The sequence below is a fragment of the Photobacterium damselae genome, from assembly GCF_003026815.1.
In the GTDB taxonomy this organism is placed as follows: Bacteria; Pseudomonadota; Gammaproteobacteria; order Enterobacterales; family Vibrionaceae; genus Photobacterium; species Photobacterium damselae.
This window is the reverse complement of sequence record NZ_PYOG01000039.1, coordinates 1-26,831: the sequence shown is the minus strand read 5'-3', so window position 1 is coordinate 26,831 and position 26,831 is coordinate 1. Positions and strand designations below refer to the sequence as shown.

At 39.7% G+C, this 26,831-nt stretch carries 21 protein-coding genes and 1 tRNA gene; 9 read left to right on the top strand and 13 right to left on the bottom strand.

All coding sequences use genetic code 11. The features are described from left to right. Positions 1-242 precede the first annotated feature (242 nt). The 4 genes from CTN07_RS20320 to CTN07_RS20305 all read left to right on the top strand — a co-directional run bounded on the left by CTN07_RS20320 (position 243) and on the right by CTN07_RS20305 (position 4,648). A complete protein-coding gene (locus CTN07_RS20320) occupies positions 243-1,448 on the top strand; it encodes a hypothetical protein (protein WP_005304035.1) in 1,206 nt (401 codons plus the stop codon). Positions 1,449-1,510: 62 nt separating this feature from the next. After that, a complete protein-coding gene (locus CTN07_RS20315) occupies positions 1,511-3,367 on the top strand; it encodes a phospholipase D-like domain-containing protein (RefSeq protein WP_005304038.1) in 1,857 nt (618 codons plus the stop codon). A gap of 294 nt (positions 3,368-3,661) precedes the next feature. Continuing rightward, entirely contained in the window at positions 3,662-4,012 is a 351-nt protein-coding gene (locus CTN07_RS20310; RefSeq protein ID WP_036765383.1) for an HNH endonuclease, read from the top strand. A 12-nt stretch (positions 4,013-4,024) separates the two neighbouring features. Then, entirely contained in the window at positions 4,025-4,648 is a 624-nt protein-coding gene (locus CTN07_RS20305) for a DUF4272 domain-containing protein (RefSeq protein WP_005304044.1), read from the top strand. Positions 4,649-5,243: 595 nt separating this feature from the next. Here CTN07_RS20305 and CTN07_RS20295 read toward each other — a convergent pair. Next, entirely contained in the window at positions 5,244-6,476 is a 1,233-nt protein-coding gene (locus CTN07_RS20295) for a serine/threonine protein kinase (RefSeq protein WP_005304047.1), read from the bottom strand. A gap of 680 nt (positions 6,477-7,156) precedes the next feature. On the opposite strand from CTN07_RS20295, the gene CTN07_RS20290 reads away from it, so the two are divergent. After that, a complete protein-coding gene (locus CTN07_RS20290) occupies positions 7,157-8,083 on the top strand; it encodes an AraC family transcriptional regulator (RefSeq protein ID WP_005304050.1) in 927 nt (308 codons plus the stop codon). Positions 8,084-8,188: 105 nt separating this feature from the next. Here CTN07_RS20290 and CTN07_RS20285 read toward each other — a convergent pair whose 3' ends face one another. From CTN07_RS20285 to CTN07_RS20245, 9 genes are all read right to left on the bottom strand, one after another. Continuing rightward, positions 8,189-9,115, bottom strand: a complete 927-nt coding sequence (locus CTN07_RS20285) for a glycosylasparaginase (protein WP_005304054.1) — start codon at positions 9,113-9,115, stop codon at positions 8,189-8,191. A gap of 14 nt (positions 9,116-9,129) precedes the next feature. Next, the gene (locus CTN07_RS20280) at positions 9,130-10,503 is read right to left on the bottom strand and encodes a M17 family metallopeptidase (protein ID WP_005304057.1); all 1,374 of its coding nucleotides are present in this window, start codon (positions 10,501-10,503) and stop codon (positions 9,130-9,132) included. Positions 10,504-10,518: 15 nt separating this feature from the next. Further along, entirely contained in the window at positions 10,519-11,541 is a 1,023-nt protein-coding gene (locus CTN07_RS20275) for an ABC transporter permease (protein ID WP_005304059.1), read from the bottom strand. Between the two features lie 2 nt (positions 11,542-11,543). After that, positions 11,544-12,530 carry an ABC transporter permease gene (locus CTN07_RS20270; protein ID WP_005304062.1) on the bottom strand — a complete coding sequence of 329 codons (987 nt, stop codon included), beginning with the start codon at positions 12,528-12,530 and terminating at the stop codon, positions 11,544-11,546. 89 nt (positions 12,531-12,619) lie between these two features. Then, complete coding sequence (locus tag CTN07_RS20265) at positions 12,620-14,236, bottom strand: ABC transporter substrate-binding protein (RefSeq protein WP_225314641.1); 1,617 nt, start codon at positions 14,234-14,236, stop codon at positions 12,620-12,622. Between the two features lie 299 nt (positions 14,237-14,535). Next, positions 14,536-17,040 (bottom strand): beta-mannosidase, encoded by a 2,505-nt coding sequence (locus CTN07_RS20260; RefSeq protein ID WP_005304066.1) that lies wholly within the window; start codon positions 17,038-17,040, stop codon positions 14,536-14,538. Positions 17,041-17,268: 228 nt separating this feature from the next. Further along, positions 17,269-18,111 carry a helix-turn-helix transcriptional regulator gene (locus CTN07_RS20255; protein ID WP_005304069.1) on the bottom strand — a complete coding sequence of 281 codons (843 nt, stop codon included), beginning with the start codon at positions 18,109-18,111 and terminating at the stop codon, positions 17,269-17,271. 307 nt (positions 18,112-18,418) lie between these two features. Beyond that, the gene (locus tag CTN07_RS20250) at positions 18,419-18,733 is read right to left on the bottom strand and encodes a PTS fructose-like transporter subunit IIB (RefSeq protein WP_005304073.1); all 315 of its coding nucleotides are present in this window, start codon (positions 18,731-18,733) and stop codon (positions 18,419-18,421) included. A 34-nt stretch (positions 18,734-18,767) separates the two neighbouring features. Further along, positions 18,768-19,826, bottom strand: coding sequence for a PTS fructose transporter subunit EIIC (locus CTN07_RS20245; protein ID WP_036765385.1), 1,059 nt, complete (start codon positions 19,824-19,826; stop codon positions 18,768-18,770). 402 nt (positions 19,827-20,228) lie between these two features. Here CTN07_RS20245 and CTN07_RS20240 point away from each other — a divergent pair. Then, positions 20,229-20,319 (top strand) — tRNA-Ser (locus tag CTN07_RS20240). Between the two features lie 258 nt (positions 20,320-20,577). Here the strand turns inward: CTN07_RS20240 and CTN07_RS20235 are convergent. The 3 genes from CTN07_RS20235 to CTN07_RS20230 are packed head-to-tail and all read right to left on the bottom strand — an operon-like array spanning position 20,578 to position 23,500. Further along, on the bottom strand, positions 20,578-21,801 hold the full coding sequence (locus CTN07_RS20235; RefSeq protein WP_005304080.1) for an ATP-binding protein: 1,224 nt from the start codon (positions 21,799-21,801) through the stop codon (positions 20,578-20,580). A gap of 8 nt (positions 21,802-21,809) precedes the next feature. Then, a complete protein-coding gene (locus CTN07_RS23155; RefSeq protein ID WP_036765387.1) occupies positions 21,810-22,364 on the bottom strand; it encodes a helicase HerA domain-containing protein in 555 nt (184 codons plus the stop codon). Further along, positions 22,361-23,500, bottom strand: coding sequence for an SIR2 family protein (locus tag CTN07_RS20230; RefSeq protein ID WP_005304082.1), 1,140 nt, complete (start codon positions 23,498-23,500; stop codon positions 22,361-22,363). The genes CTN07_RS23155 and CTN07_RS20230 overlap by 4 nt, the downstream gene beginning before the upstream one ends. Positions 23,501-24,036: 536 nt before the next feature. Here CTN07_RS20230 and CTN07_RS20225 point away from each other — a divergent pair. From CTN07_RS20225 to CTN07_RS20215, 3 genes are all read left to right on the top strand, one after another. Next, positions 24,037-24,417 carry a hypothetical protein gene (locus CTN07_RS20225; protein ID WP_036765388.1) on the top strand — a complete coding sequence of 127 codons (381 nt, stop codon included), beginning with the start codon at positions 24,037-24,039 and terminating at the stop codon, positions 24,415-24,417. Between the two features lie 217 nt (positions 24,418-24,634). After that, entirely contained in the window at positions 24,635-25,219 is a 585-nt protein-coding gene (locus CTN07_RS23290) for a type II secretion system protein (RefSeq protein ID WP_005304088.1), read from the top strand. Positions 25,220-25,445: 226 nt separating this feature from the next. Next, positions 25,446-26,723 carry a sensor domain-containing diguanylate cyclase gene (locus CTN07_RS20215; RefSeq protein WP_170107348.1) on the top strand — a complete coding sequence of 426 codons (1,278 nt, stop codon included), beginning with the start codon at positions 25,446-25,448 and terminating at the stop codon, positions 26,721-26,723. The last annotated feature ends 108 nt before the right edge of the window (positions 26,724-26,831 follow it).

Below are 26,831 nucleotides of genomic sequence, written 5' to 3'. Positions count from 1 at the left end.
GATATATTATTGGTTATTACAGCCAATTACGACCACATCAATATAATGGCGGATTAACACCGAATGAATCCGAACGATTATATTGGTTAACCTCTAATACTGTGGCCAGTATTTGTTGACCACTACAGCTCCTTAAAAGACGTAATTTCTTAAAATCAGGTTTAGCTGGTACTGCTGGTATCATTCTAAGCTCTCCCGTATCTGCCTTCCCTCGTTTTTCTGTTTCACAAGATACAAATACAGTGACACTTTCATTTTGTGGTACTAGCTGTACTCGCGATGAAGGAGAAGTATCAAGATCTGATAGTAATAAAGATATTTATTTGCCCTCAACAGGATATATTCCTGTTCGTCTAATGAAAGAACTTGGTGGGTTAGGTGTTTCAGTCCGAGGTGTTGGGCAAAATGATTGGGCAATGAATGGAACTAGTGAAAAACTTCATGTAGCTGGCCAATTAAAAGCTTCTCCAAAACTATTGTCTTATATTCAGAGCTATATCAGTGGTGATCAATATTCTTTAATTGAAGCTGCACGCGGCAGTTCTATGCCAGCCCTCGCTTTACATGGCGCTAATATTGCGGCTGCAAGTAAAGCTGAAACCATTAATATGATTGGTCATAGTCGTGGTGCATGTGAAGCAATCATGGCCGCTTGGTTCTTATATGCGTATGTCGATGAGACTGTTCGTAATACTCCGGTTAATATCTTTGCTATTGAACCAGTTCCAGGCCCTGGTGAATGGTATGGTTTGTTAACGCAATTACCACCTAACGTTGTAAATTATGTTGGCATCTATGCGTGGGATATGTGTGGCAGCAAAACTGAACATGCATTCCAAGCCGTGGTTCCTCGTCCGAATGGTCGAATGAGAGGCGAAAATAACGATATTGAATTACACAATCAATCATGGCGTAATTGGTTTAAGGGACAAAGTGATTGGAGTGTTATGGCGGATGATGCTCAGCAAAAAGATCCTTTAGCTCCTGATGATACAGCCCCTCAACCTCAAGGCTATGAGCTTTATGTTTGTCGTGGCCGTCATAGCACAATGGCGGGTAACACTACAGCGGGCGCACAATACGATCCGACAAAAGATAGCACAAACGTAGCACCAGCTCCTGAACTTATCTACAAAGTTGCTCGTGGATATTTAACTCAATGGGGAAGCCAATTTAAGGCCTCTTGTGCAGTTAAAGAAGATGTTCTTGAATTACGCCAACATATTCACCGATTCCACCGTGAATTCGACATGATGGGAGGTGGATATATTCGTACAAGTAGTCTCCCTAATCGCCCTTATGTTCGTCGTGTTTCATCTATTTATGGTTATAACCCATTGAATAATTACTATCTAGAAGATGTTGTAGGTATGCCTCCTTATAAGCTCTCTTATCCCCTTACTAGTGAAAGACAAGGAAAAGGATGGGTTGATTGGAAATTTTTGTAATCCCAACTCGGCATTAAATATATAAACATTATTAAAAATTGAATTAATTTAGGGAAATAATCATGAGTAAAATTGATGCTGTTAAAGCTGAGTTAGTGGATAAAGGTTTCTTTTATCACGATAGTAAAAATAATTACGTTAAATTATTAGATATACCTAATATTTGGGGATTACCTTTTGGCCCTGAAATCATGCCGCGAGCTTATGAACGTCAAGCAGAATTTGAACGTTCAGTTGTGGAGATTATCCAAAAATCTCGTTATCGCTGTGACCTTGCATCGCTAAATAGTCCAGATCCTGATTGGGGTAAAGCAATTTTAGGAGCTATTGATACTACAATGACAACGAAAATGGGACGAACAGAACTAACGCAATTTCGTTTTATTTTTGGTCAAACGCCTTTTTATCCAGTATACGAAGCTCCTGATTTAACACTGTTAAAAGAAAGTCTTGTTCGCCTTATCAAAGAACGTGGTCAATATTGGGAAGTTATGCCCGAATTTGTTGTTGGCCGTTTCTTTGAGCGCGTTGCTGGTTCTTTGCAATCTTTGCAAAAAAAGATACTTCCAGCTGATCTTGTGTCTGACTATGGAACGAAAATGACATGGAACCATGCAAAAATTATTTCAGTGGATGGTTTTGAATCATTAATGGGGGGGCATAACTTAAATATGGATTTATTTAGAAGCTACCCTCCTGTACATGATGTATCGGCTGTTTTCCATGGAGATGCTTCTTATGGCGCACAGCTATTTTTAAATAATATGTGGGTTGCAGACACATATTTGCTAACGAAAGAGTCGTTAGATCTTGACTCTTTAGAGTGGATTAATCGTGATTCTGAGCCAGATTATCCAAGTGATCCTTTAACTCTAAGTTATGTTCAAGATTACATGCAAGAACAACAAAGTAAGTTGCTAGATATTCATGAGAGTGGTGTTCAACCTGGAGTAGATCCAGAGCAGTCAATCTTGGCTCCGCTGCCTCCTGTTAATGATATTAAAGAGTTTGACCTTCGTTCGGTACAAGATTTACAACATCCTGTGTTTGAAGAGCGCATTACATATAATGCTTATGATGGATTAGAAAAGTATAAAAAAGCGGATCGTATTTTGACGCTTGGTAAGTACTGGACAGGCCCTAATCGAGAAAGTGATTTTAAGATTGGTGCTGAAGTTATGAAGAAGAACTTAATCCTAAATGCTAAGAAAGTCGTACGCATGTCTCAACAAGATATTGTTAGTGCATGGAAAAAGAACTGGAAAGATCACTCTGTATGCCAATGGATCATAGAAGCGTTACTGAAAAACCCTGAATTAGAAGTTCAAGTTGTGGTTTCTCCTCTAGATGCGGGTGCCGGTGCTGCAGGAGATCAATATTCATTCGGTTCAGGTGCTATTCGTACATTTGGTTTGATGAAATACTACATGACTCATGATGTCGATACAGACGAATTACTTGATGATAGTGATGGAAAACGAGCTGATGCACTAACTCGATTGTACATTGCGCCATTTTATTATACGGATCAAGTACCTGATGATAAGCAAGTTGAAGGTGAAACCTATAAATGGCCTAAGCTACCTCCTGAAGGTCGTACAGCCTCATTAAAGCAACGAACTTTAGCTGAAGAGCCACCTCATCATGGCATTATTGGCCATCCATTTTACGCAACAATTAATGCAAGTGGCTTTTTCTTCCCTCGTGTTGGCGCAGCTCCAGGTAACCATGCGAAAATTATGATTATCGATGATGAGGCGTGTATTGTTGGTTCTGATAACTTGTATCCAGGTAATCTAACCGAATTAGACAATTTAATTGAGGGGGATTTTGTTCAAGAGCTATTGGATAATTACTGGAACCCTTTATGGAAATACTCTAGTCCACATGCTTACAATGGTGATGGTACAACTGATTAACTTATCTTATTTTATGCCCTGTCTTAAAATATGGTAATAATTTTACGAAAGGTCAAGTCTAATAGCACTTGGCCTTTTTCGTTTGCCTAATGAAAAAGGCAAAATCGTCAGGTTGAAAGAAATCTGAATCACCTTAGATGAGGAGAAGATATCCATGAACAAGTAACTAAGATGATTGACGCGTTAAATACAGAGCAACCTTGGCAACAAAAAGCTGGTATTGTAGTCACACACGTTGCTTCTGGAGTCTTTTTATCGTGAGTAAAAAGGCTAAAGTAGTAGAACGAGCTGCTGATGGATTTTGGGGTTACAAAGAGGGGAGGTTTCCTCGAAGTTTTAACCGAAGCTCCAATCAGTGGAACTACACGAAGTGCTCATCGTAACTCTGCTAATAAAGCGCTTGCTAATGCGTTAGAAAACGATTCAAGCTTTGCTAAAGGAATGAACAATCTTCTTGATAAGGATGTTCTCCAGCACATGAAGTCTGGTAAAAGTGGGCTGAAAAATCCGCTAGGTACTGAATGGCATCACCCAAAAGGTAATCCGGAATCGATGCAACTATTGCGCAAAGAAGTATACCGAGATAAGAGCCTTCAAAATGTATTACATAAAGATGGTATTGGCGGTTTTGCCGACTATTTCTAATTGAAGGATATTATGGATCTACAAAAGATACGTAAAAAATCATTGAGCAGTGCTGAAAAGCTGGGTTATGAAATAAACACTATTTTGCCGTTGTTTGATGATGGTATTAAGTTGCGACCACAAGAAGAAATTGTAGGGCGTAGTTTAGCACTCTTTGCTGTTGTTGCTTGTTCTTATGGTTTTGATAAACCTTCAGCCATCCAATGGATGGTGCGGGAAGGTGTTATAGATTATCTGAGCGATTCAGAAAGAAGCTTTCTTAATGATGGTGAAGGAGATATTTCATTTTTTCAATCACAAGTAGAGGGGCTAAATGCTTTTGCTTGGGCATTGGGTTTTGTTAAGTCTATACCTTTTGATTCCACCTGCGACAATACTTTGATTAAGCGTTTTCCAGATATTAAAAACGATAAAAGCTCTTCTGAATATAAAACTCAGTCCGCAGTTCGTTCTATCGCTCAAATCATATCTGCTTGTGATTTAGCTTATTGCCTTCATTGGGCGATAGTTAATGCAGAGGTGAATATTCAAGATTTACACGGCGACGTAGGTCGGCACGTAATTAGCGAAAGACGTAGGGCTTTGGAGTGGATATTATGTACTGATGACTGGGATGAAATAAGCCTAGATACCTAAGAAGCCGCTTGTTGGATCACCGTATCCAGCATCTCCATCATAAATGACTCAAGCTAATTTAGAGTGTCGGTTTAAACCCGAAGGTCAATGGCAAGGTAATGGTCACTTGGATATTGTGGATTAATAATGAAAGCAGAATTAAAATGCATTCACTCCCCAGAGATCGGCTTTAATACTTTTTGGCCTGAAGAGTCAGATAACTTCAGTTTTTTGCTTCAAGCTTAGAGATAATTTCAAAAAGAACCACACTAATACAGGACAAGAACCTTCACAGATTGATAGGAAAGCTTGGCGAAAAGAGCAAAACAATTTGATAAAAAATAAAATAACGGAACATTTTGAAGTGCTTTTTATGTCAAAAATACTGTTTGTCGGCAGGAGCTTTGAGGTTGATGATTTGAGTATCACTAAAGTCGTTAGGAGTATGAAAACGAGAGTAAATTTAGCATGTCAAATTGTTAATTTGCAAGATAGGGCGCAAATAGAATTTAAGATTATTGAATAGATAATAAGCTCCAAAAAAAGAACCTCTAACAAATTGATAGAGGTTCTTAAATTACTGGATTATCTTAGCTCAAGGAGTGAGTTCGATAGTTTAGTATTCCCAGTTCTCAACGCTATGAGCACCGAAGAATTGGTTAGAGAAGTAATCTTCACAAGTACCTTCACGCCATACATCAGCTGTTGCACAGTGTAGACCACCACCAAACGCATAAGCATCACGAAGATCGACAGGAACCACTTCAAAACCAAGCTTATCAAATTGCTCCATTTGACCATGTTCAGACGCTTCAACACACACAGTTTTATGGTCAAGAATCAAGGTATTCATTGATAACCAAGTACTTGAGTAACATAGTGGAGGTGGGTTATCCCATGCAGGTTGAACCGCTTCCACGATTTCCCAACCGTTCTTCTCAAAGATATCACGCTGGCCTTTGAATAGAGGACGATGAGGGTTCAATAACATCAATCCAGGACGTAGCGGACAGAATGTTGCATCGATATGAATTGGGTGGTTATCTTCAAAGCTTAGAGTATGAATACGGTATCCCATTGGCTCATACTTACGCTTAATCCAGCGAATACCAGCAAGGTTAGTAGTTAGGCCGTGCTGAACAAAGATGTCTTTACCTAGGCGCATAACATCGGCAGCATCAAATAGAATATCAGTTTCTTTGGTGCTGTACTCTTTACGAAGAGAGCGAGCCATTGTTTCTTCATCTGATAGGTATTCGTAAGCGGCAACATAGTCCATACGGAAACTGTCATCAGATAGGCGAGGACGAGGTGCTTGCTCGATCATACACTCAGGGTCTGATTCAAAGTACTCACGTAGTAGATCCACGTATGCTAGATATTCGAAGTAGCGGCTACGGAAGCTCATTGGTGCCATCAGAATGCTCTTACCCATAGTTAGTAAGCAGTCACGAGGAGGCATACAACCAAAGCCAGAACTGATAGAAAAATCAGGTGTGGTAATACGAGAATGCCAGTCTACAGCTCCTGGGCGGTCAACAATAATACCGCGATTTTCTAGGATTTTAGCAAAGCCATTTAAGCACTCATTCGCACGCTCGATGGTCTCTTGTGTACGGCGACCTGCTTTACTGCCACGCATTGGAGAGTCAGCAGGGATTTTTTCATTACTTGCAGGGCACGCTTCTGGAATATGCTGGTTGTCAGCGATACCAACGATTACGTGGCGAAGAGGGTCAAAATCGTTATAAGACTCAACATGCAATCCAGGGCGCACAATTGGAACACCAGAATCTTTGCGCTCTAGTGGTAAAGATGCATTTGGATATAAGTCATTAGAAATACTCATTGCTAATTCTCCGTGAGAACGAATATTAATTATGAAATAGATTCCTTCATTAACATTGTTATTTATTGCCGTGAATTATTATTGATATACGGCGAATGTATTTTTTGATCGTATCTCTTACAATGTATAATGTTTCTATTTCTTTCCGTTGATGAGCTTTGTTCCGCCCTTCAATGACTTATATATTGCGCTTTTTATTTTTGCTTAATAGTCAAGTTATGCTGGAAACTAATAAAAATCTGCTGTCGATGTTTTTATGAGTAAAAGACTTTTAAATCATAAGGATAGAGTTTTCTTTGTTGACGTTTTTTTGACGATTATAAACTGTGCGTAAGATTGTCTTTTTATGAAAGTGGCTATTTTCATTTCTTTTTGTTTCTGTCTGATTATCACATAAACAGCATTGTTCTTGTTAAGCTGAAGACGAATATCACGTTTTGACTTTATTACAACGGCGAATTAATCAAATTCAATCAATAATACGTCGTTAATATAAATTTGAATGAATAGCTCGTTTATCCATAACGGTAATATTGAATAAGTAACATATACCTAAGTATCTATAAATGATTGAGGTATAAAGCTATGGAAGCTGAGCTGTCTTTTAAACATGAATAGACAGAGTCACTAAACTGGATTGCTGGTTTAAAATGTTTAGATGAGTCAAGGAGGAGACAATCATGTATCAGAGAGCTGTGGCGCAAACAGCCAAGTTTTTGATGTTTGATATGCAAAAATTAGAGGAAACTCAGCATCTTATTTTCGGTGCTGATTATATATTGATACACCCAAATAGCCCCGGATGTATTCTTCATCTTGCAACCCATCATCTCAAGCTACAGCCTAATCAAATCGTTCTCTTAGCTCCTTTTAATCCGTTTCGTTTATCTCTTGAGAAAAGCAGTTGTTCCCGTCGCGCTTTGGTAAATGATTGTGATGTACTTCATTTTAGATTGAATGCACTAGGGCAGACTTTTGTTGATAGCGTTCAATTTGCCAATATTCGCAGTATGTTAGAACAAGCAAAGAGTGGTCTGCTATTTAGTGGCGAGCAGTTAAGTCTGTTTAAAGCGTATTTCCAGAAAATGGAAAACACCTTTGAATTTAAACAAGTTTTGAATTTATTGGCTCTGCTTGATGAATTAGCCGCTATTACCCCAGAGCGTTATTTAATCAATAACTGTATCGAAATTAGTAACAGCAAACGAGCAGAAGATAGGGTACAGATGGCCCTTAAATACATTGAAAATAACCTAGCAGAACCATTAACTGTCACAGTTGTTGCCGAACAATTATGCATGGCAGAGAGTACGTTCTCGCGGTTTTTTCATGCCAACCTTGGCGTAACTTTTCGCCAATATTTGATTGAGCAAAGAGTAAAGCAAGCTGCGCGTTATCTGGTTTCTACTGATTGGAGTGTGGCGCATATTGGTGCCGAGGTCGGTTTTTCATCTTTATCGAATTTTAATGCGAAATTTAAATCCATTTTACGTGTCACTCCACGGGAATATCGCACGAATCATTTGGATATGCGCCAAGGGATTGAGCAGACTGCATCTGTTCAAGGACAAGTACAAAAACAAATGTTGGAGTTAGTTAATAGCTAATTTTTAATATATCAATCGAAAAAAGAGCCCTTTAGTTTGTACCTAATGATTAGGGAACATTTTAGTAAAGGGCTTTTCATTTTGTTCTAATTATTTTTGCCGCCGCTATTTGGTCATAATGACTTCAGCAAAACGCTCTTCTGGCCCATACATACCATCTTGCCAGAACCAGTAAGGGATAGGCCCTGGGCAGTTTAAGCTCACGACTTTATGATTACCTTTATTATCAATAGCATGAATGGTCACACCCTCGGTATAGCCATCTTTTAGGTATTTGAGATCATTGATGGCTTCATAAACAGCATCATCTAAACTCATCCCCATCTTCATATAAAGCACCACAGCATGAGCGGTTGAACAACGAATATTCATCTCTCCGGTATGAGTACATGCACAAGCTCCATATCGACTGTCGGCATATGATCCTGCCCCAATAATCGGACTGTCGCCCAATCGGCCCGGATACTTCCACGCCCAGCCCGATGTTGAGGTGGCGGCTGTGATTTTATGTTCACTGTCAGAGGCTAGAAAAACAGTTGTATCACGAACACGTTCTGGATCGGTGGCATTATTGGATAATTTTGCTAATGGAATATGGGGAAATGCATTTTTTTCTTCCTCTGTCATCGACTGCTCTAGCTTTTCCCACCAAACTCGTTTGGAATCTTCAATCAGATTATCTCCCTCTTTGGCCTCAATCTCTTTGGCAAAAATCGCAGCGCCTTCACCGACTAAGATCTCATGGTTAAGATCTGTCATAACACGATAGGCAACATCGATAGGATGCATAAAGCCTTTGAGTGCACCAACCGCGCCAGTACGAAGACTATTGCCATCCATAACCGAGGCATCAAGCTCCATTTCCCCAAGAACATTGGGCCAACTGCCATAACCTACTGTTCTAACTCTTGGATCGCTTTCAACCAATCGAATGCCTTCAATAGATGCAATAAGGCCATCTTCGCCAGCTTGGAGTTGACGTGCTGTTTCTGCAATTCCTGGGTAAGCTTCTGAATTTGCAATTAAAATCATGCTAAACGTGTCCTTTAAATATTATCTTTGGCGATGTGTTCGCACAGTTGAGTTAATAACAGAGTGCCAAATCCAGTGCTTGCTTTGCTGTAAAGCTTTCGCTGTGGCTGGAAGGTCATCGCTGCGCAATCGATATGGATCCATTTTTGTTGTGGTTGAATAAACTGAGCGAGGAAGGTTGCTGCAACACAAGGACTGCCATCTGGTGTCTCACCTCCATGGCGGTAATCCGCGTAATCACTGGCAAGAATGTCTTGATACCAAGGGTCGATAGGAAGAGGCCACAAACGCTCAAAACATTGCAGTCCAGAGTGTTGAGCTTGTTTGATCAACTCTTCATCATTACCCATTACCGCAGCGTAAGCTTTACCCAGAGCAATCCCTGCAGCTCCTGTTAGGGTTGCAATATCAATAAGATAATCAGGTTGATACTGTTGTTGCGCATAATGAAGAACATCGGCCAGAACCATACGACCCTCTGCATCTGTGGTGATGATTTCAACGCTTTTGCCCGACAACATAGTGACGACATCACCAGGTTTTAAGGCTTGGCTAGATGGCATGTTTTCCACTAACCCACATAAACCAATCACGTGTACAGGAAGTTGTAAGGTGCTGATTGCCTGAATTGCGCCAACAACTGCTGCAGCGCCAGCCATATCAGTTTTCATTGTGCTCATATAGCTCGGCTGTTTTAAGCTAATGCCACCAGAATCAAAGGTGACGCCTTTCCCTACTAACGCTATGGTGCAAGAGGGATTGGCGGGCGTATATTCAAGGGTTAATAAGCGAGGAGCTTTATTGCTGCCTTGGCTTACCCCCATTAAGCCGCCAAAGCCTTGCTCTTGCATTGTAATATCATCAAGAACAGATAAAGTAACGCCACTAAGTGCTAACTGTTCTACTGCTGAGACAAAACTTTCAGGATAAAGAACATTGCCCGGTTTATTGATTAGCTCGCGCGCGGTTAATTGGCTTAGTGCCAGCACTTTTCCTTCATTAAATGCTTGTTGCCAGCGAGTATTACTTGTTTCTAATTGATACTGAGTGATGGACGTCGAGATAGTCGCTGTAGGTTGATGCTGGTAGCGATAGTTAGCTAATGCTAGACCAAATGAGAGCCATTTTATCCAATACTCAGCCTCTATGTGCTGTAAGCATAATGGCGTGATGTACAGGGTCAGTTGTTGGCTTTTACTCAATTGTTGGCCAAGAAGACAGCCCAGATCTTGAATATCAGCTATGGAATAGGCGCTTTTACTGACGGTGCCATCATAGTCTTCAGCTTGAAAATCAATCTCTATATTTTTTTGTTCACCTAAATCGATAAGTAAACTTGAGGTTCGATTTGTGGTTATCTCATGATGGTGGAGATGTAAGATTAACATCTTGATATCCTTATCTTATGAATGCTGTGGTGTTGTATCTGTTGGAGTGCTGTTAGATGGCGTTTGTTTTGCTTGTTGTTGAGCTGCATCACGCCAGCGACGCATCCCTTTGTGTGAACGTAATTGAGGGTTAGCAATTTCATCGACAGCAAAGTTAAGCAGAGATAAACCAATTGCAATAAAAGTAAGAGCAAGACATGGGGTTAAAATTTCCCACCACGCACCAACTAACATAGAAGATGAGGTTTGTACGTTATACAACATTACGCCCCAACTGATAGCATTTGGATCGCCTAATCCTAAAAATGACAAACTGGCTTCGGTCATGATGGCCAGTAGCACACAACCAATAAAGCTAGCACCAACAATTGAGATAAGATTCGGCAAAATTTCAACGCCAATAATACGCCATGGGGATTCTCCAAGAACTTCCGCAGCTTTGATGAACTCTTTTTCGCGTATGGAGAGAGTTTGGGCTCGTACCACTCGGGCTCCCCACGCCCACGAGGTTATAGCGATGACGACGGCTATGGTGGCAGGCCCCGCTTGACCTATAAATGCAGCAATAATAAATAATAATGGCAGCTGAGGAACAACCAGCATAATGTTCATCGCTGCTGTTAATATTTCATCCACTTTACCGCCAAAATAGCCAGCCGATACACCAATAAAGGTCGCTAAAAAGCAAACCAGAATACCTGCACCGAATCCAACAAATAGAGAAGTTCTAGCGCCATAAACTACTTGAGACCAAATATCGCGGCCCATTCTGGATGTTCCTAATACGTGATCAGCATTGCGGGACATCATCAAAGTACGTTTGTTGGTCGCCAGATTTTTTGCTATCCAGCCATCAGGATTGTTTTTAGCGGCCTTAACCACAAAAGCTGGGTACTCATGGGGGTAGCCTGTGCCTTTATCAGGGGCGTGTTTGGTGATCACTGGAGCAAAGACGGCAACAAATAAAAACAGCGCCAAAATGCAAAGTCCTGTTAACGCTTTTAGATTACCTGTCAGTAACTTAATAAAGGTTTTCATACTTAACGACTCCCATTACGAAGACGAGGATCAAGAAAGACAATCAACAAGTCGGCCATAAAGTTAAAGAACAGCATAAATAGAGTCATAAGCAGTAACTGTCCCTGTAAAACTTGGTAGTCTCGGGCATGAATGGCGTTTAATAAAACAGTTCCAAGTCCTGGATAGTTAAAGATCATTTCAACAATTAACTGGCCACCAATGGCGGTACCAAGTGCCATAGACAGAGCCGTAACACTAGGAAGCATGGCGTTACGAGCCGCATAATTAAAGACGATTCGGTTTTCACTCAGTCCTTTTGCTTTTGCCATGGTAATGAAGTCTTCATTAAGCAAGTTGATCATGTTATTACGCATATTGATCAAAAAGCCCCCGATTTGGGTGACGGTGGCACACACTAGAGGAAGGACCATGTGATAAGCCACATCTTTATAAAAATCCCAACTGCTCCAATCAGGAATTGTGCCTGGTGTATAGGCGTTGCCAGTTGGAAACCATTCAAGACCAATGGCAAAGATAAACATAACCAGCATCGCAATAACGACGGAGGGAACCGATTGAATGACTAGCATGCCAGGGGAGATAAAGGCATCATAATTGCTGCCTCGACGCCAAGCGGCAAAGATCCCAAGAGTTGAGCCGATACAAAAAGAGATAATGATTGCCGTTCCTGTTAGAAACAGAGACCATCCCATAGCACTTCCCAGTAACTCATTGACTGATAATGGGTAAAACTTGATTGATGTGCCCCAGTTCCCAGTGAAAATATTGGCAAGGTAAGAGAAATATTGCTGATAGAGCGGTCCATCGACAAAGCCGAGCAGTTTTTTCATGGCTTCGATTTTCTCTGGACTCACGTGAGCCATCGCGTTGGCAAACATCATAGTGACCGGATCGCCTGGCATCATGCGGGGTAAGATAAAGTTTAAGGTCGCGGCAAAAAATAGCGCGATAACGTAGAACATTAAACGACGTAAGAAAAAGCTCATAATCAATCCCTAATTACGATTTTGGAGCAAGATCAAAAGGATGGCAGCATAAAACCGCACGCTGCCATCAAAGAGATTTACGGTGTAAATTAGCTTCTTGGCTTAAGATCCAACACATGAAGTAGGCGCTCAGGAACTCCAGCCCATGCAAGTGGTCGACCTTTTGGATTTTCTGCGCTCCACCAACCGGTAAAACGAGATTCATTAAACTGATACACATCAACGCCCGACATCACAGGAATAGTGACTTGGTTTTCGGCAATGATCTTTTGAATCTTATGTGAAATGGCCTTTTGCTCATCGACACTGGCTGTTTTATAGAAACTGTCAATTAATGTGTCTAACTCTTTGTTTTTAAAGAAATGCATAGCAAAACGCGGCATGCTATCGCCCACTTGATAACGTGAGTGATATGCGCTGCTCCAGTAACGATGTGGGTCTGCGCCATTAAAGTAGTTGGTATAGGCAACATCATAAGTTCCCGTTACCATCGCTTTGTTATACACCGCAAAATCAGGCGTTCGAGCTTTAGCATTGATGCCTGCTGCATGAAGCTGCTCTACACCTAACTGAACGGTGTTATTAAAATCAGTCCATCCGTTAGGAGATTGCACTTCTAATTCAATTTTTTTCCCTGTTGGGGTTTCGACAAAGCCATCACCATCGAGATCTTTAAAACCCGCTTTGGCTAATAGTGCTTTGGCATTGTCGACGTTGTAAGTATTAAATTGCTTGTACTTATTGTGAGTTTCAGGATCGGACCACAATTTAAATACTTCGCCTAAGCCTGAGGCGTAGTCGTTCACCACACCGTTACCATAGAAAGCCACATCAATGATCATTTGACGATCTATTGCCATCGAGAACGCACGACGGAAATCAATATTGTTAATGGCTTCGTGGTTGCCTTCTTTCGGGGTATTAAAGTTCAGCATAAATGACTGAGTGGTTGAGGCTGGATACCAGTATTTATGATGAGGGTTACGCGCGACATAGGTAGCTTCAATATCGGGAATAAAAGCAGACGACCAGTCGAGTTCTGATTTGATTATTTTACTGAGCAGTTGATCATTGTTGGCAATTTGTGGTGCTCGCAGACAGTCAACGTCCAAATTGTCATTATCCCAGTAATGTGGATTGCGGCATTGAACATAGAGTTGCGGTGTAAAGAGATCGATTTCTGTGAAAGGACCTGAGCCGACAGGATTTTCATTAGCGTAGTTTTCAGGATTTTTAATATCTTGCCAAATATGCTGTGGGACAATAGGCACAGCAGAAATTTCATAAGGTAAATTTGAATTGGCTTCGGTTAGATCAAAAATCACCTTATTGCCGTCTTGCTTGATGGCTTTGATCCAACTATTAATACCGCGAGGATCCAGCTCTGGCTTAGCTTTAATCAAGTTAAAAGAGTAGACCACATCGGCTGCGGTAAACGGTTTTCCATCTGACCACTTAACACCGTCACGGATCTCAAAAGTCACTTGGGTGAGATCTTCCGACATATAATAGTTTTTAGCCAAACGCATTACGGGTTTATTTTCTTGCATTTGGTTAAAAATCACCAAAGGTTCGTAAATAAAGTCTGTAGTGGTACGTAAGTTTGTTGATAAAAACGGGTTAAAGTTACGAATCATGGTTGGATAAAAATCGGGCACAATCGTAAGTTGGGTTTTTTCTTGTGCCATAACGGTAGGGGTTGCCATGGCAGCCGATATGGCAAGGCAAGTTAAGGTGTATTTTGGATTGAAGAGCATAACGGTTCCTTACTCTAATTGGAATGAACTTAAAATCCGTGTTAAGTGGGATAGCCATAATTACTATTTCTGGCTTTGCTTTTTATTTCTTAGTGGTAAATCGAAAATAAAGTATTTAATTAAATAAATTTTCTATTTTTTGATATTAAGCAGTATTAATCTATTTAAAATAAGAGAGAACACACCTAATGAATTTAAGTGCATTTCTCTTATTGATATAATTTAAAAGTTATTTAATATCAGTCTAATTAAGATAAATAACTTTGACTTAAATGATATATTTTTAATTGCTTCTCAATACAATCCTTATTTAGCAGTCCTATATAACGGATCTGTTTTTTATATCCGCTACACGTTGAAGGTAATAAAGTAAAACTGGAATCACTAAAGCGACTGAGGTGATCATCGACTTCGAGATGAACAAATAGACAAGGTTCCTCACAATCGAGCTCAATTATGATACCTAATTCGTCTTCAATAACCTGAGCGTGAATTTTTCCCGGTTGCAGTTTGGCTTGCTTAAATACGGTAGGAAAATAATCATTCTCAATTTTTGATGTTTGTCCGTTATTACTTCCAGAGTAACATTCAATAGTAATTTCAACGTGATAGAAGTGATCTTTCTCATTGATATTGGATGTGTTCATAAAATGTTGCCAGATGATGTCACTGCTGTCTGACGTTAATTCTCCATTTATAGGCCAAGTTTGGAGAATATCTCCTTGCCATGAAAGTTGCAGCACCTGCCCCTGATAGTTCACGGCTTTATGCTCATCATTTACAGCACTTAGGGTTAATAGCCCATTGTCTTGCTGAATAAAAGTGACTAATTGAGGCGCAAAGAAACGTTTGGCATGGTAATGCAGTTGTTTCCAGCGTCCGGTATATTCAATACTTGACCAAGAGCTTACAGGCCAGCAATCATTTAGTTGCCAATATAAAATACCACGGCAATGATTTTTATGTGCACGCCAATATTCACTGGCTGTTTTAATCGCCAGTGCTTGCTGAACTTGGCTTAAATATAACATATTGGCAAAATTACTTGGGAAGCGAAAATAACGAGTAAACATTTCCGTTATAATGCTATTTCCTCGTTTGTTTTTTTGATGACTTTCAAATGTTGGAGAAGTGACATTCCATTCATCATAATCAGCAAAGGTTTTAACGGTTGGTAATGATGGCCAAGATTGATAGCCAAATTCAGAACAAAAACGAGGTTTTACCTGATAATAAGCATCTAATGATTTTCCTGAGTGCCATACATCCCAAAAGTGCATGTCACCACAGTTATCATCATGCCAAGCATCACCAAAATCGAGTTCACCATTACAAGGAGAGCTGGCCCAAAAGCGACGTGAGGGATCGTGTTTTGCTACAATTTGCGCTAACACGCGATTAAGGCGGTCATAATTAACCACGTATTTTTCTCGGTGTTGACGCGATTCGGGATACCAGTTAATAGCACCAATCACTTCGTTATCACCACACCAAAGCGCAAGACAAGGGTGATCTGCTAATCGATCTATCTGTTGAATAACTTCTTGTTCGACTTCTTGAATAAATTCAACCGTAGAAGGGTAGAGGGCGCAAGCAAACATCAGATCTTGCCAGACGAGCAAGCCTAATTCATCGCAGATCTGGTAGAAACAATCTTGTTCATAGGTACCGCCACCCCAAACTCGAATCATATTCATATTAGCATCGACAGCATTTTGCAGTAATTGGCGATATCGTTCTGGAGTTTGTTGACTTGGCATGGCATCGAGTGGAATCCAATTTGCCCCTTTTGCCGTGATGGTTTGTCCATTTACAACAAACTGCATTTTTGAGCCAATATCATCAAGCGATGTATCGAGTTCTAATTGACGAAAACCGATTTGCTTTGTGATGCTCTGTTCATTAAGCGTAATCTCTAATGGATAAAGAGGTTGTTCACCATAACCTGCTGGCCACCATCGTTTTGGCTGGTGGACATCAATGGTATAATAAAGGGTATGATTTTTCTCGATATCTTGGTTATCAATAGCTAACGCGATAGTGTGTACTTGCTGATTAAAATCAATCGTAAGTTGCTGCTGTTCAAATGCGGCCAGAGCTTGATAAGTGATAGCAAGTTCCAATTGGCAATGTTCTGAGTTCAACCAATTTTGTGTGGTACGGACATTGACCAAGCGTGTGTTATTCAACGGCTCTAGTGTAATGGATTGATAAACACCGCTAACCAGTAGGCAAATCCCCCAATCCCACCCTGCATGACACTGTGTTTTGCGTAAGGTATTCATATGCGGTATTTGGTTATTACCCTCAGCCCAAGGTATAGGGAAAGGAAGCTTTTCTGCTCGTACTTTGGCTTCAATATCGCTGCGTTTTAATAAAATAGAGATGTGATTAATGCCAAGCTTGAGGGTCGATTTTACCTCTTTGTGGTAGGTTTGAAATTGATTGCTGCAATGAAGAACACTGTGTTGGTTTATTTGAATATCAGCGACTGTATCAACAAAAGAGAGCGTTAAATCAACCGCATAGTGATCAAGCATCTCTTGTGAAACCTCAAACTCACGGGTAAGTAACCAATCACTTTCACCGACCCACTGAACAAGAGATTCATTTTCAGCAAAATAGGGATCAACAATCAGTTCTGCAGCTAATAAGGCAGAATGAACATCACCAGGCAAGGTACAAGGAATCGCAATATGGCTATGCTGTGGTGAGGTTAATTGCCATTGTCCATCAAGTAAAAGTGTCGCCACAACTAACTCCCTATTGTCGGCTTGATTTTCATCCAGTTTAGTATGCTTTTCATTGCACTTCAGTAGCAAAAAACGCCACCAACTGGACTTCTGTAGCCAATAGAAAAAATTGTGAACTGTTTCTAATTTGACCGATTACTCAGTTTAATACTTAGTTTAAATAGAGCGATGATAAAAATAGCCTGTAAGTAAATCGTCACTTACAGACTATTTCAGATATCTTTTAGATTAGTAGCTGCGATATTCGGTCGGTGTTTTGCCTGTTTTGCGTTTAAACACTCGACAAAAATAATTGGAATCGTGGTAGCCACAACGTTGGGCCACCTCTTCTAGGCGAAAGTTGTAGCGCTTGAGCATAAATTTAGCACGCTCTAATCGAACCCAAGAGATATAGTCCGCAAAGCGCATGTGACCTTCTTGACGAAACAGACGCGAGAGGTGATTTGGTGAAATATTAAAACGCGCTGCAACGGTATTTCGGTTAATGTTGCGATGAAAGTTTTCTTGCACATAGATGCAGATCCCTTTAAACAGATCTTGGCTACGACGGGCTGTATCTTCCATCGGGGTTTCAATCATATCTTTGCAATAGCTAAGCAGAGCCAACAGCATAAATTTATCAGCAGGCTGCTTTTTCTTTTCATGCGCTAAGCTCGAAAGGGCATTTAAAATATGATCAACCGCATGGCCTGTTCGTTGTGGAACACTGTATTTCACCACATCATAAAAGCCATCTTCATTTTCTCGTTTACTGACTAAACTGAAACCCAATTGACTCTTACCAAAAAGCAAACTGAGCACTGAACATTCATGATCCCAACTTGGTTTGTTCCATGCGTTGGCCGGGATAAAAAGAGCGTCACCCACTTCAAGGGCAATATGATCGACCTGTTGTTGATGATTTTCTAACGTGTTTTCATAGCGGCCCTTAAAAACCAGCTCAAGGCGAGGAAAGTTGACTTGGTAGCCCGCTTCAGGTGGTGGCATCGAGTCGCCAGCAAACCAGATATTATTAACTGAAGCGCTATCCGTGATGACATTGTCCAGTAAGTCGACAAAAGTTTTGTTCATGATATCAGTACTAAAATGAAGACCTCTGCGATTTCCATAGTTGCAGAGATAAGGTTAACGTTTTGGATTAGGTGTCAATAAGCCTGTAATAATTATGCATCTATTATCATTTAATGATGCAATATGCGCGATACGCGATGCTGGAATTTGTTAGCTTGATGCCACTTTATTTTTGGGACTGTGCGGCATTCGATATTTATTATTTGATATTGGAAATTGTATGCCAATTAAGGCGTAAAATTATATGGAGTAAGGGAATGGATAACCGCCAGAGCTGATAGATATTAGCTCTGGCGGAAGTTATGGATTAAGCAGAAGCGAAGTGAGCTTCAATTTTGTCCATAATTTGTGGTGCTTTTTTCACTGCGTCTGCAACACCAACTCGAACGATTTTTTTGCCTTTAAAGCGGTCTTCATTTTTGATTGCGATGTCTTTAGTTAGAATTACGATATCGCAGTCTGCCACTTCATTTAAGGTAATTTCGTTTTCAATACCGATAGAGCCTTGAGTTTCGATTTTTACATCCCAGCCTTTTGCTTTAGCTGCTGTTTCTAATGCTTCTGCTGCCATGTAAGTATGAGCAACGCCAGATGGGCAAGAAGTTACGCCTAATAGTTTCATGTTATATCTCCAGAATTTGGTACTTATTAATCAATTATTCAAATGTTAGTTCTAGTGAGTCATCGTCAGAATCTTGCTGTACTGAATCTTGACGTTGCTCGATAGGTTTTTTCAGTGCGTTGACCATCAAGGCTGTTGCTACGGAACCTGCCACAATTGCTAGGATGTAGTACAGACGACCATCAACAACTGGAAGTACGATTAAGCCGCCCCATGGTGCATGGTTAAGAACACCGAACATAAAGGCCACAACGTTACCAACCATACCGCCAACAACGATTGATGGGATTACACGCATTGGGTCAGCGGCTGCGAATGGGATTGCACCTTCTGTGATACCGATACAGCCCATGATACCTGCTGCTTTACCTGCTTCACGCTCTTCGTCTGTGTAACGCTTAGGAGAAAGAAGAGTTGCTAAGAACATACCTAGTGGTGGAACACAGATTGCTACGCCAACACCGCCCATTAGCCATGGTTGAGTACCTACTTGAGTTTGAGCAAATAGAGTTGCTACTTTGTTGATTGGGCCACCCATATCAAACGCAGTCATACCACCAAGAATTACACCTAAGAATGCTTTAGATGCGCCAGCCATACCTTGTAGCCAGCCATTCATTGCTTCCATTGCCGCTGCAATTGGTGCACCGATAACCCAGATAACAAGTGCAGAAACAATAAACGTACCGCCAATAGGCAAAATAAAGTAAGTAGAAATGGCTTTTAGCTTATTAGAAAGCGGAATACGTTTTAGTTGAAGAACTACGTAACCTGCGATGAAGCCGACCACGATAGCACCAAGGAAACCAGCTTGTACTTGGTTTGCAAGGTAAGCACCAATCATACCTGGAGCTAGTGCTGGACGGTCTGCGATTGAGTAAGCAATGTAACCACCAAGAACAGGAACAAAAAGAGTAAAGCCTGCAATACCCATGTCCCAAAGACCTTCAAGGAACACACCTTCAGGAACCGCACCTTTACCACCAAGCATTACGGAAAGGGCTAGAAGTACACCACCGGCAACAACGAAAGGTAACATGTGGCTGGTACCTGTGAGCAGGTGTCGTTTTAATTGCGACAATTGGTTTTTCATAACGGTAAACTCCATTTCGTTTAATTCGCTATTACTAGGACTTTTATACCCTAGCAATAAATAGCTGTATCAAAGGTCGGGCTGCATGCTGCCTTGTTGGACGCAATTATGGTTCGCACTCCGTTGTGAGGAAATGAGACAAATAGGGCATTAACTGGACATTTGTACCCACCGTTTTTAGGTGTGATTCAGCTCTCAGGCCTAAAGTGATAGGGCTCACGGAATTAATGGGGTTTATGGCTATTGATAGCTAAAAAAGTGTTGCTGATAGTTTTTTAAACACGATTGCGTAGGGTTTTTGAGCGAGTGGAAGTCATTTAGTGCTAAATCGGATAGATATCGAGCAAACAAACCTAAGAGGGCTTTACTGTAACTCAATGACTCTATATGATTCATCGCATTGGAGAGATGGCTGAGTGGTTGAAAGCACCGGTCTTGAAAACCGGCATACGTTTGTAGCGTATCTAGGGTTCAAATCCCTATCTCTCCGCCATATTAAAGAAGGCCGCTGAGTTTTGCTCAGCGGCCTTTTTGCGTTTTTGGTACTGAAATGCTTGAACAAGCAGTGCCAATCTTAGTTAAAAGTAACAGACTTAAATTGCTTGAATTTGTTGATTAAAATGGATTGACTATAGATTCTAAGTCCACTTTTTTCTCCTCCTTAACGTATTGAGGTTAAAATCTATTTGGTTGTTTATGATCCAAAACATATTGGCAACAAGTAAGAAATCCATATTGGACAAATTCAGAACTAAGCTGACTCTTCCTCAGTCTTTACTGACCAAAGGCTCTCTAGAAGTACGTCGTTACTATCTGGTTTACAGTTATCGTTTAACTCGTCTACCTGAATCAACATAGGTAAATCAAACGAAGTACCAGTAATAATACAAGAGCCTCTTGATAGGTTCGGAATTAAAGAGCGAGAGACAGAATCTAATGTACTAATGGTGTTATCTAACAAGAACAAATCACGATCGTTAACTAAACGATGGATAAAGAAATTATGCAATTGAGACATAATCGTTGCCGAGATATCCGCAGGTCGTTGACTCGATAACGTCAGGAAAATACCGAACTTACGACCTTCCTTAATCAATTCTTCAAACAACTCTAAACGATAGTCTTTCCAGTTAGCCTGTTCACGTACTGATTGTTGAGAAAGGATGTTATGTGCCTCATCAATGATTAGGTGCAGTGTCTTTTCTGGTGGGCTTTTCTTAACCTGTTTTTTGTGAGAATTGTAATAGTGCTTCGTTACAAGAAGGGGAATGATTTTCTTCACGTCTTGATTGCAATTACGCAGCGAAATGACTGTTATTGCCTTATCGTCAACAGCAACACTAGACTCTACTTTGATTACCTTGGATAACCCTCCTAGCGAGGATTCTGCACGTTTTAATAGTGGCTGTATGTGATCGAATTGAACATAGTTGAACATCAAATCATTAATCAACTTCAATTTGCATAGAATTTTAAATTCCTGAAATGCATCAAGGTCATTAATCTGAATGCTATCAACAATATTTTTTAGGTATATGTCGTATTCAGATTCACCATTAAAAAACACATCACTCATATTATCGCGTAAGAGTTTATATTTATTTCCGTGCCAGCATACTTTATCGAGGATTTTTGCTTGATTGGTGCTCTTTAGAACACTCTTGATGAGGTCGAGTACTTCAGGCTTCTGAGACGATGAAGTAAAGCAGAACTTAATAGTATACTTTAAGTAACTTAGAGCACTCGCCTTACCAGAGCCATACTTTGAGCGTCCTTGCAGGACTCTATTAATAAACGGTTTCTGTGTATTGGTCGTGGCTTGGAAAAGAATTGAAAGCGTCTCCACATTCCAGAACTCGTCTTCTGCTAACGGGAATTGATCGACTGCTGTATTCGTATTCAGATCTATGGCGTGCTTATGTTCCAGTGATACGATTTGATCTTTGATGTACTCACCATTGAAATCAAGCAGCACGAACTTACTTACAGGTTTGATTTGCTCATATGCTTTTCATCGAACAAAGTGGTGAAGAGTTTCGTTAGAGTATTTGATTTACCGCTACCAGTGTTTCCAAAAATACCAATGTGAGTATTAAACAACTTCTGCCAAGGTAGAGATATCTCAATCCCTTCTTTTAACAATGATCCAATACAGAAATCTGATTCAGCACTAGATGAATATACTGTCTTTAAGGCTTGCTCAGGTAACAGGAAGGCAGGATCACGGATCAACGGTAAGAACTTGATACCTTCAAAAAAGTTACCATTTTCGATGTAGCCAATAGGGCGAACATGCACTTTTCGTATGTACTCGATTTTATCCGTGTTCTCTTGGAAACGTCTTTCATCTAAGTACTCACCCTCAACAATACATACAATGTCACGGAAGCCACGCTGAATTGAAACGTACTCTCTGATAGAGATACCTTTGTATCGCTGACCTTCATAGAAAATAGTGTCTTTGTTCGATGTCTCATCAACGGTCAACGTAATTTGAATGCCATTTACCGCTGTGACCTCACCAATGAAGATGCTCATGCGTCATCCTCACCAAGTGTTAAGACGTGAGAATTGAAGTAAGAGAAATCTAATGCTTCACCTTCTTCATGAACAACGTACTTGATGTTATTGAAGTCAGAGAAATACTTCTGCAATTCAGGGATCATGGTTTCTCTGTAACAACAGATGTATACCTGTAGAGTAGGGTTCGTCAGAGAGCGTTTAATCAAGTTCCTGATATGCTCATCAGCAAATGAAAAACCGAAGGCTATCAATACGCTATTTGGCTTTTCTAACTCATAACTAAGGTGACGCAGCATCTGGTAATAGTGTTCTTCAAATACTGTTTCGTGAAACTTCCATTTTGTAGGGTTCACGATAGGTAACTGGTTATATTCCCTGTAGAAGTTATCTTGTATACGTTCAAATGCAGCTTCGTTATCGTCATCTATTATCATTGAACACAATTGATCCACAGTGTGAGAGCCACTTTCTAACATCTCTTTAAAATCATCATAGTACATACTGTCGATTGATGATTCAGAAACTATTTGCCCCGCAGAAGAATAATCAACAAGGATCGAATCGTTGTGCTTACGCCAGAATGCAGAGCCGTGAAGGTGGATAATATTGATTTGTCGTTGGACTTCTTTGTTTCGGTCGAAAATACCTGATTCAGTAGTCATGCAGTCGAAGTTACGAGCCTCAACGATTTTCTTATGGAAACCACGAGAGCCATCGTTGATGTTAAATCGAATGGATTTTTCTTCGTAGAGCTCATCTGCTGCATAGGCTAGGCAGGAATCGTAGTTCGTGGTGAAAAAATTAATCTTTCTGTCGTAACCTCGCTTTCGACGAAGAATTTCGAGGTTCAATTTCATAAACTTTTTATAATTATCAATGACTGTTTGTTCATCGTCTTCTAAGGCAGTGAAATCAACAGAACTAACAGGTTTGATGCACTCCTCGTAGTAATACATGAACAGCAAGGCTTTTAGGTGTTTAGCATCAATATAATCGAATTCAGTAGCCAAAGTTTCAATCGTTTCCCATTTCCCCTCGGTATGCATATTTAACGCAAGAGTAGGAAATAGACCTGCTGATGCTCCTGCACCAATCAAATAGTTTATGTTTTTGTCGTGCAGGTCATTAAGATCTATTTTGGAAGTAGTCATAGGATAAAATGCTCAGGTTGTTATTAAATTTGTTGATAAGCAACTGTTTTACAATTGAGATTATCGAGAAATGAAATGACGGTCAATTTTCAATAAATAGTGCGAATGTGTAGGGCGGGGGAATCACCCACCTTAGAAATATTCACATATGAGTTATATCGGCGAGTAAATTTTTGTGATCGCCAAGCGATCCTATCATTACATTTACTGCCAAGAGAAACTGACGGGGTTAAAGTCGTACCTGAGGTATGTGTACAGTAAGGCTCAAAGTTAATTGTGTGAATAATTATTCTCAATATTCCATCGTTTATGAGGTGATTGAGGGCTTTTATATCTGTATTGTCATGGTCGCCCACACGGCAAATAATCTACCCAATTAATACGTAATGCGACGAAGTACACAACGATATGTACCAACATGATTCTTTACATTCGTATTTTAGGCTCAGGCTTAAGCGGTAAAGTTAGCCTTAATTGGCATGGAAACTAACATGCTATGCTAGAGCGTAAAATGTGAGCGGAAAATTGGAAAGTATATGGATATATTGGCGGCACTAAAAAATGTTGAAGTACTAGCAAATGGAATTGACCCAATTTCAGGTGAAGTTTTACCTGAGTGCTCACCTTATAATAACCCCGAAGTAATACGGTCTTTGTTCACCGTTATTGGAGCTGTAAAACAACCAAAGAAGGGCAAAAAATCAGTCGAACAAAAACAGAAAGAAAATATCCTAAAAGGTCTTCCTAAGAATGCAGGACTTCCTTGGGCTGAAGAAGAACGCGATAAGCTAGTACAAGCATTTAATACAAATACATCAGTTGACGAACTATCTGTAATTCATGCTCGTACAAGAGGTGCAATTATCGCAGAGCTAAAAAAGCAAGGGTTGATTGAAGAGTTTGATTCGAGCATTTAACAAATACGTACAGCGTCAATTATTAAGTATTGACGCTGTACGGAGCACTTTAAATTTACCCATTCCCTATTGAGATATAACATTCTAGACGCTATTCGAAATGCTTGTTTAGAATGCTAGCCATTTTAGTTAGCATGCTATTATACCTCTAAGTTAGTTATTTTATCCTTTGCTCATTATGTAATACTTTCACCAAATTATTACATAAAGCATGAGTATGAAGATTAAAATTAACCGAGGTTTCACCTTAATTGAACTGGTTGTTGTGATTGTTATATTAGGAATATTAGCAGTAACAGCAGCACCTAAGTTTCTTAACTTACAAAAAGATGCTCGTATTTCTACATTAAAGGCAACGAAAGGGGCTTTGGAAACAGCAATACAGCTTGTGAAAGCAAAAGCAGAAATTAACTTAATTGCACCTGAAAACTGTAAAAGCTTTAACGGAACCAATAATGATAACGAAACCGCAGGATGCATTAAGATTAATGGTCATGAAGTATTGGTATACTCTAATACACATTATCCAGATTTAGTTTTTGGCAACAACCCATCCAAAAATAACAAAGTCGTTAATAATTTAAAATCAATATTATCAATAGATGCTTATCCAAGAAAAAGTCAGAAATACCAGGAAGATATGTCACCTACAGGATCTGGATTTTTAGTTTATGGTAGCTTAGATCATGACGTGTATATAATGCCGAATGTAAAAGATGCTTATAAAAATATTCTCAACTGTCGAATTCAATACAATGGTACGCTAGAGAAACCAATAACACTGATCACGAAAGGGTGTTAATTATAAGTAACAAGAGGCTATTATCCTCTTGTTATTTTTGAGAACATTGTTAACTTAATTAACATTTATTTGAATGTAAATTCATATTGTTAATGCTTTTTTGTATGATATTATGTGCGGCATATAAGAGATAGTTCATTGTGAAGCCAACTGTATGAAAGTAAAGCGAAAAATTGGAAATAAGGTTTGTGTTTTAGCCTTTTTTCTTTATCTTTGTGTTTTGCTGATGAGCTATATTATCTCTGACAAAATTATCAACAATAGAGAAGTGTTTTCTAACAGTCGTGTTGAAGCTTATTTAAATACAGCATTAAACGACCTTGGCCATGATTTTAAGACTGAGCAAGAAAAGCTAAAATGGTTGTCTTTTTATGTAGCCAGTACAGGTTTTAACCAAAAATCATTCTTGCTGGCCTCCGATGAATTACTTGATGGCGTAAAAGGCAGTTCGAACTTTCAATTTGCTCCTAATGGTGTTGTAACCGTTACTAATCCCCATGTTTCTGATAAGCGTGCGTATATTGATTTGTTTTCTGATCAAAATAGAAAAGAAGATGCACTGTATGCAAAAAAGCACAGAACTATGTATGTATCAGGCCCATTAAATCTGTATCAAGGCGGTTTGGCTTTTATTCTTAGAAACCCAGTATTTAGTTTACATAGAACGCAAAAGTTTTTAGGTTTTGTTATTTATGTTTCTGATATTTCTGATTCAAAAATATTTAGTAGAATCAGTGAACTTTCTCAATATGGTTATACGGTTTCGTTAACAACCCAATATAAACAACAGGCTAAAAACCAGATATTGAGTACCGTTGATCTAAAAAAAGATCACTATTTATTTTCAATTAATAAGACGTTTTATAATTCAACGTGGACCATGAAAATTTATAGTTCTAATAAGATGAACGACTATCAAGATCTTGTTTTATATATTACGTTGCTAATTGATATTTGTATCGGTATTGGTTTATTGCTAACGATTAAGTTTTTTGAACATTATAAGAATATTCATAATGAAAGACTGCTTGACCACTTGACGGGGTTGGGCAATCGCAAAGCCTTAGAGCTTGAACTAAGTCGAGAGTTTGAATCTAAGCAGGATTTCTCTTTTGTTTATATCGATCTTAATGATTTTAAATTTGTAAATGACACTTATGGTCACGAAATTGGTGACAGTTTATTACGCCAGTTTTCTGCCCGTTTAAATCGTTATATCTGGAGTCATAACCTGGGGATGGCATTTCGAGTTGGAGGCGATGAATTTAACCTGATTGTCGCTGCTAAGTTTGATGAAGAATCTATTCGCCGTGGGCTAGATGACCTATGCAAGCTTCCATTCCAATTGGATGATGTGTTGTACAATCTCACAATTAGCTGTGGCTATGCTAAAAGATATCCGTCTGATGAAACGTTAGAGCAGGTTATTCGTCGTGCAGATGATGATATGTATCGAATGAAAGCCATAAAAAAGCGCCCGATGACGGTAATGCCGATCAGTTAAGCTCAAAATGATCGGTTGAATGATCCTATAGATGTGTAAAAATCCAAGTGTATTTAATGCACTTGGATTTTTTTATGGACGTTTCTCAAGCTCTAAACGTAATTAATA

Coding starts and splice junctions, on each gene's coding strand:
- CTN07_RS20230 (WP_005304082.1), bottom strand. CDS start 23,500: ATGACTACTTCCAAAATAGATCTTAATGACCTGCACGACAAAAACATA.
- CTN07_RS23155 (WP_036765387.1), bottom strand. CDS start 22,364: ATGAGCATCTTCATTGGTGAGGTCACAGCGGTAAATGGCATTCAAATT.
- CTN07_RS20280 (WP_005304057.1), bottom strand. CDS start 10,503: ATGTTAATCTTACATCTCCACCATCATGAGATAACCACAAATCGAACC.
- CTN07_RS20225 (WP_036765388.1), top strand. CDS start 24,037: ATGGATATATTGGCGGCACTAAAAAATGTTGAAGTACTAGCAAATGGA.
- CTN07_RS20250 (WP_005304073.1), bottom strand. CDS start 18,733: ATGAAACTATTAGGCGTAACTTCTTGCCCATCTGGCGTTGCTCATACT.
- CTN07_RS20265 (WP_225314641.1), bottom strand. CDS start 14,236: ATGGCAACCCCTACCGTTATGGCACAAGAAAAAACCCAACTTACGATT.
- CTN07_RS20310 (WP_036765383.1), top strand. CDS start 3,662: ATGGATTTTGGGGTTACAAAGAGGGGAGGTTTCCTCGAAGTTTTAACC.
- CTN07_RS23290 (WP_005304088.1), top strand. CDS start 24,635: ATGAAGATTAAAATTAACCGAGGTTTCACCTTAATTGAACTGGTTGTT.
- CTN07_RS20285 (WP_005304054.1), bottom strand. CDS start 9,115: ATGATTTTAATTGCAAATTCAGAAGCTTACCCAGGAATTGCAGAAACA.
- CTN07_RS20290 (WP_005304050.1), top strand. CDS start 7,157: ATGTATCAGAGAGCTGTGGCGCAAACAGCCAAGTTTTTGATGTTTGAT.
- CTN07_RS20255 (WP_005304069.1), bottom strand. CDS start 18,111: ATGAACAAAACTTTTGTCGACTTACTGGACAATGTCATCACGGATAGC.
- CTN07_RS20275 (WP_005304059.1), bottom strand. CDS start 11,541: ATGAAAACCTTTATTAAGTTACTGACAGGTAATCTAAAAGCGTTAACA.
- CTN07_RS20270 (WP_005304062.1), bottom strand. CDS start 12,530: ATGAGCTTTTTCTTACGTCGTTTAATGTTCTACGTTATCGCGCTATTT.
- CTN07_RS20315 (WP_005304038.1), top strand. CDS start 1,511: ATGAGTAAAATTGATGCTGTTAAAGCTGAGTTAGTGGATAAAGGTTTC.
- CTN07_RS20305 (WP_005304044.1), top strand. CDS start 4,025: ATGGATCTACAAAAGATACGTAAAAAATCATTGAGCAGTGCTGAAAAG.
- CTN07_RS20295 (WP_005304047.1), bottom strand. CDS start 6,476: ATGAGTATTTCTAATGACTTATATCCAAATGCATCTTTACCACTAGAG.
- CTN07_RS20215 (WP_170107348.1), top strand. CDS start 25,446: ATGAGCTATATTATCTCTGACAAAATTATCAACAATAGAGAAGTGTTT.
- CTN07_RS20245 (WP_036765385.1), bottom strand. CDS start 19,826: ATGAAAAACCAATTGTCGCAATTAAAACGACACCTGCTCACAGGTACC.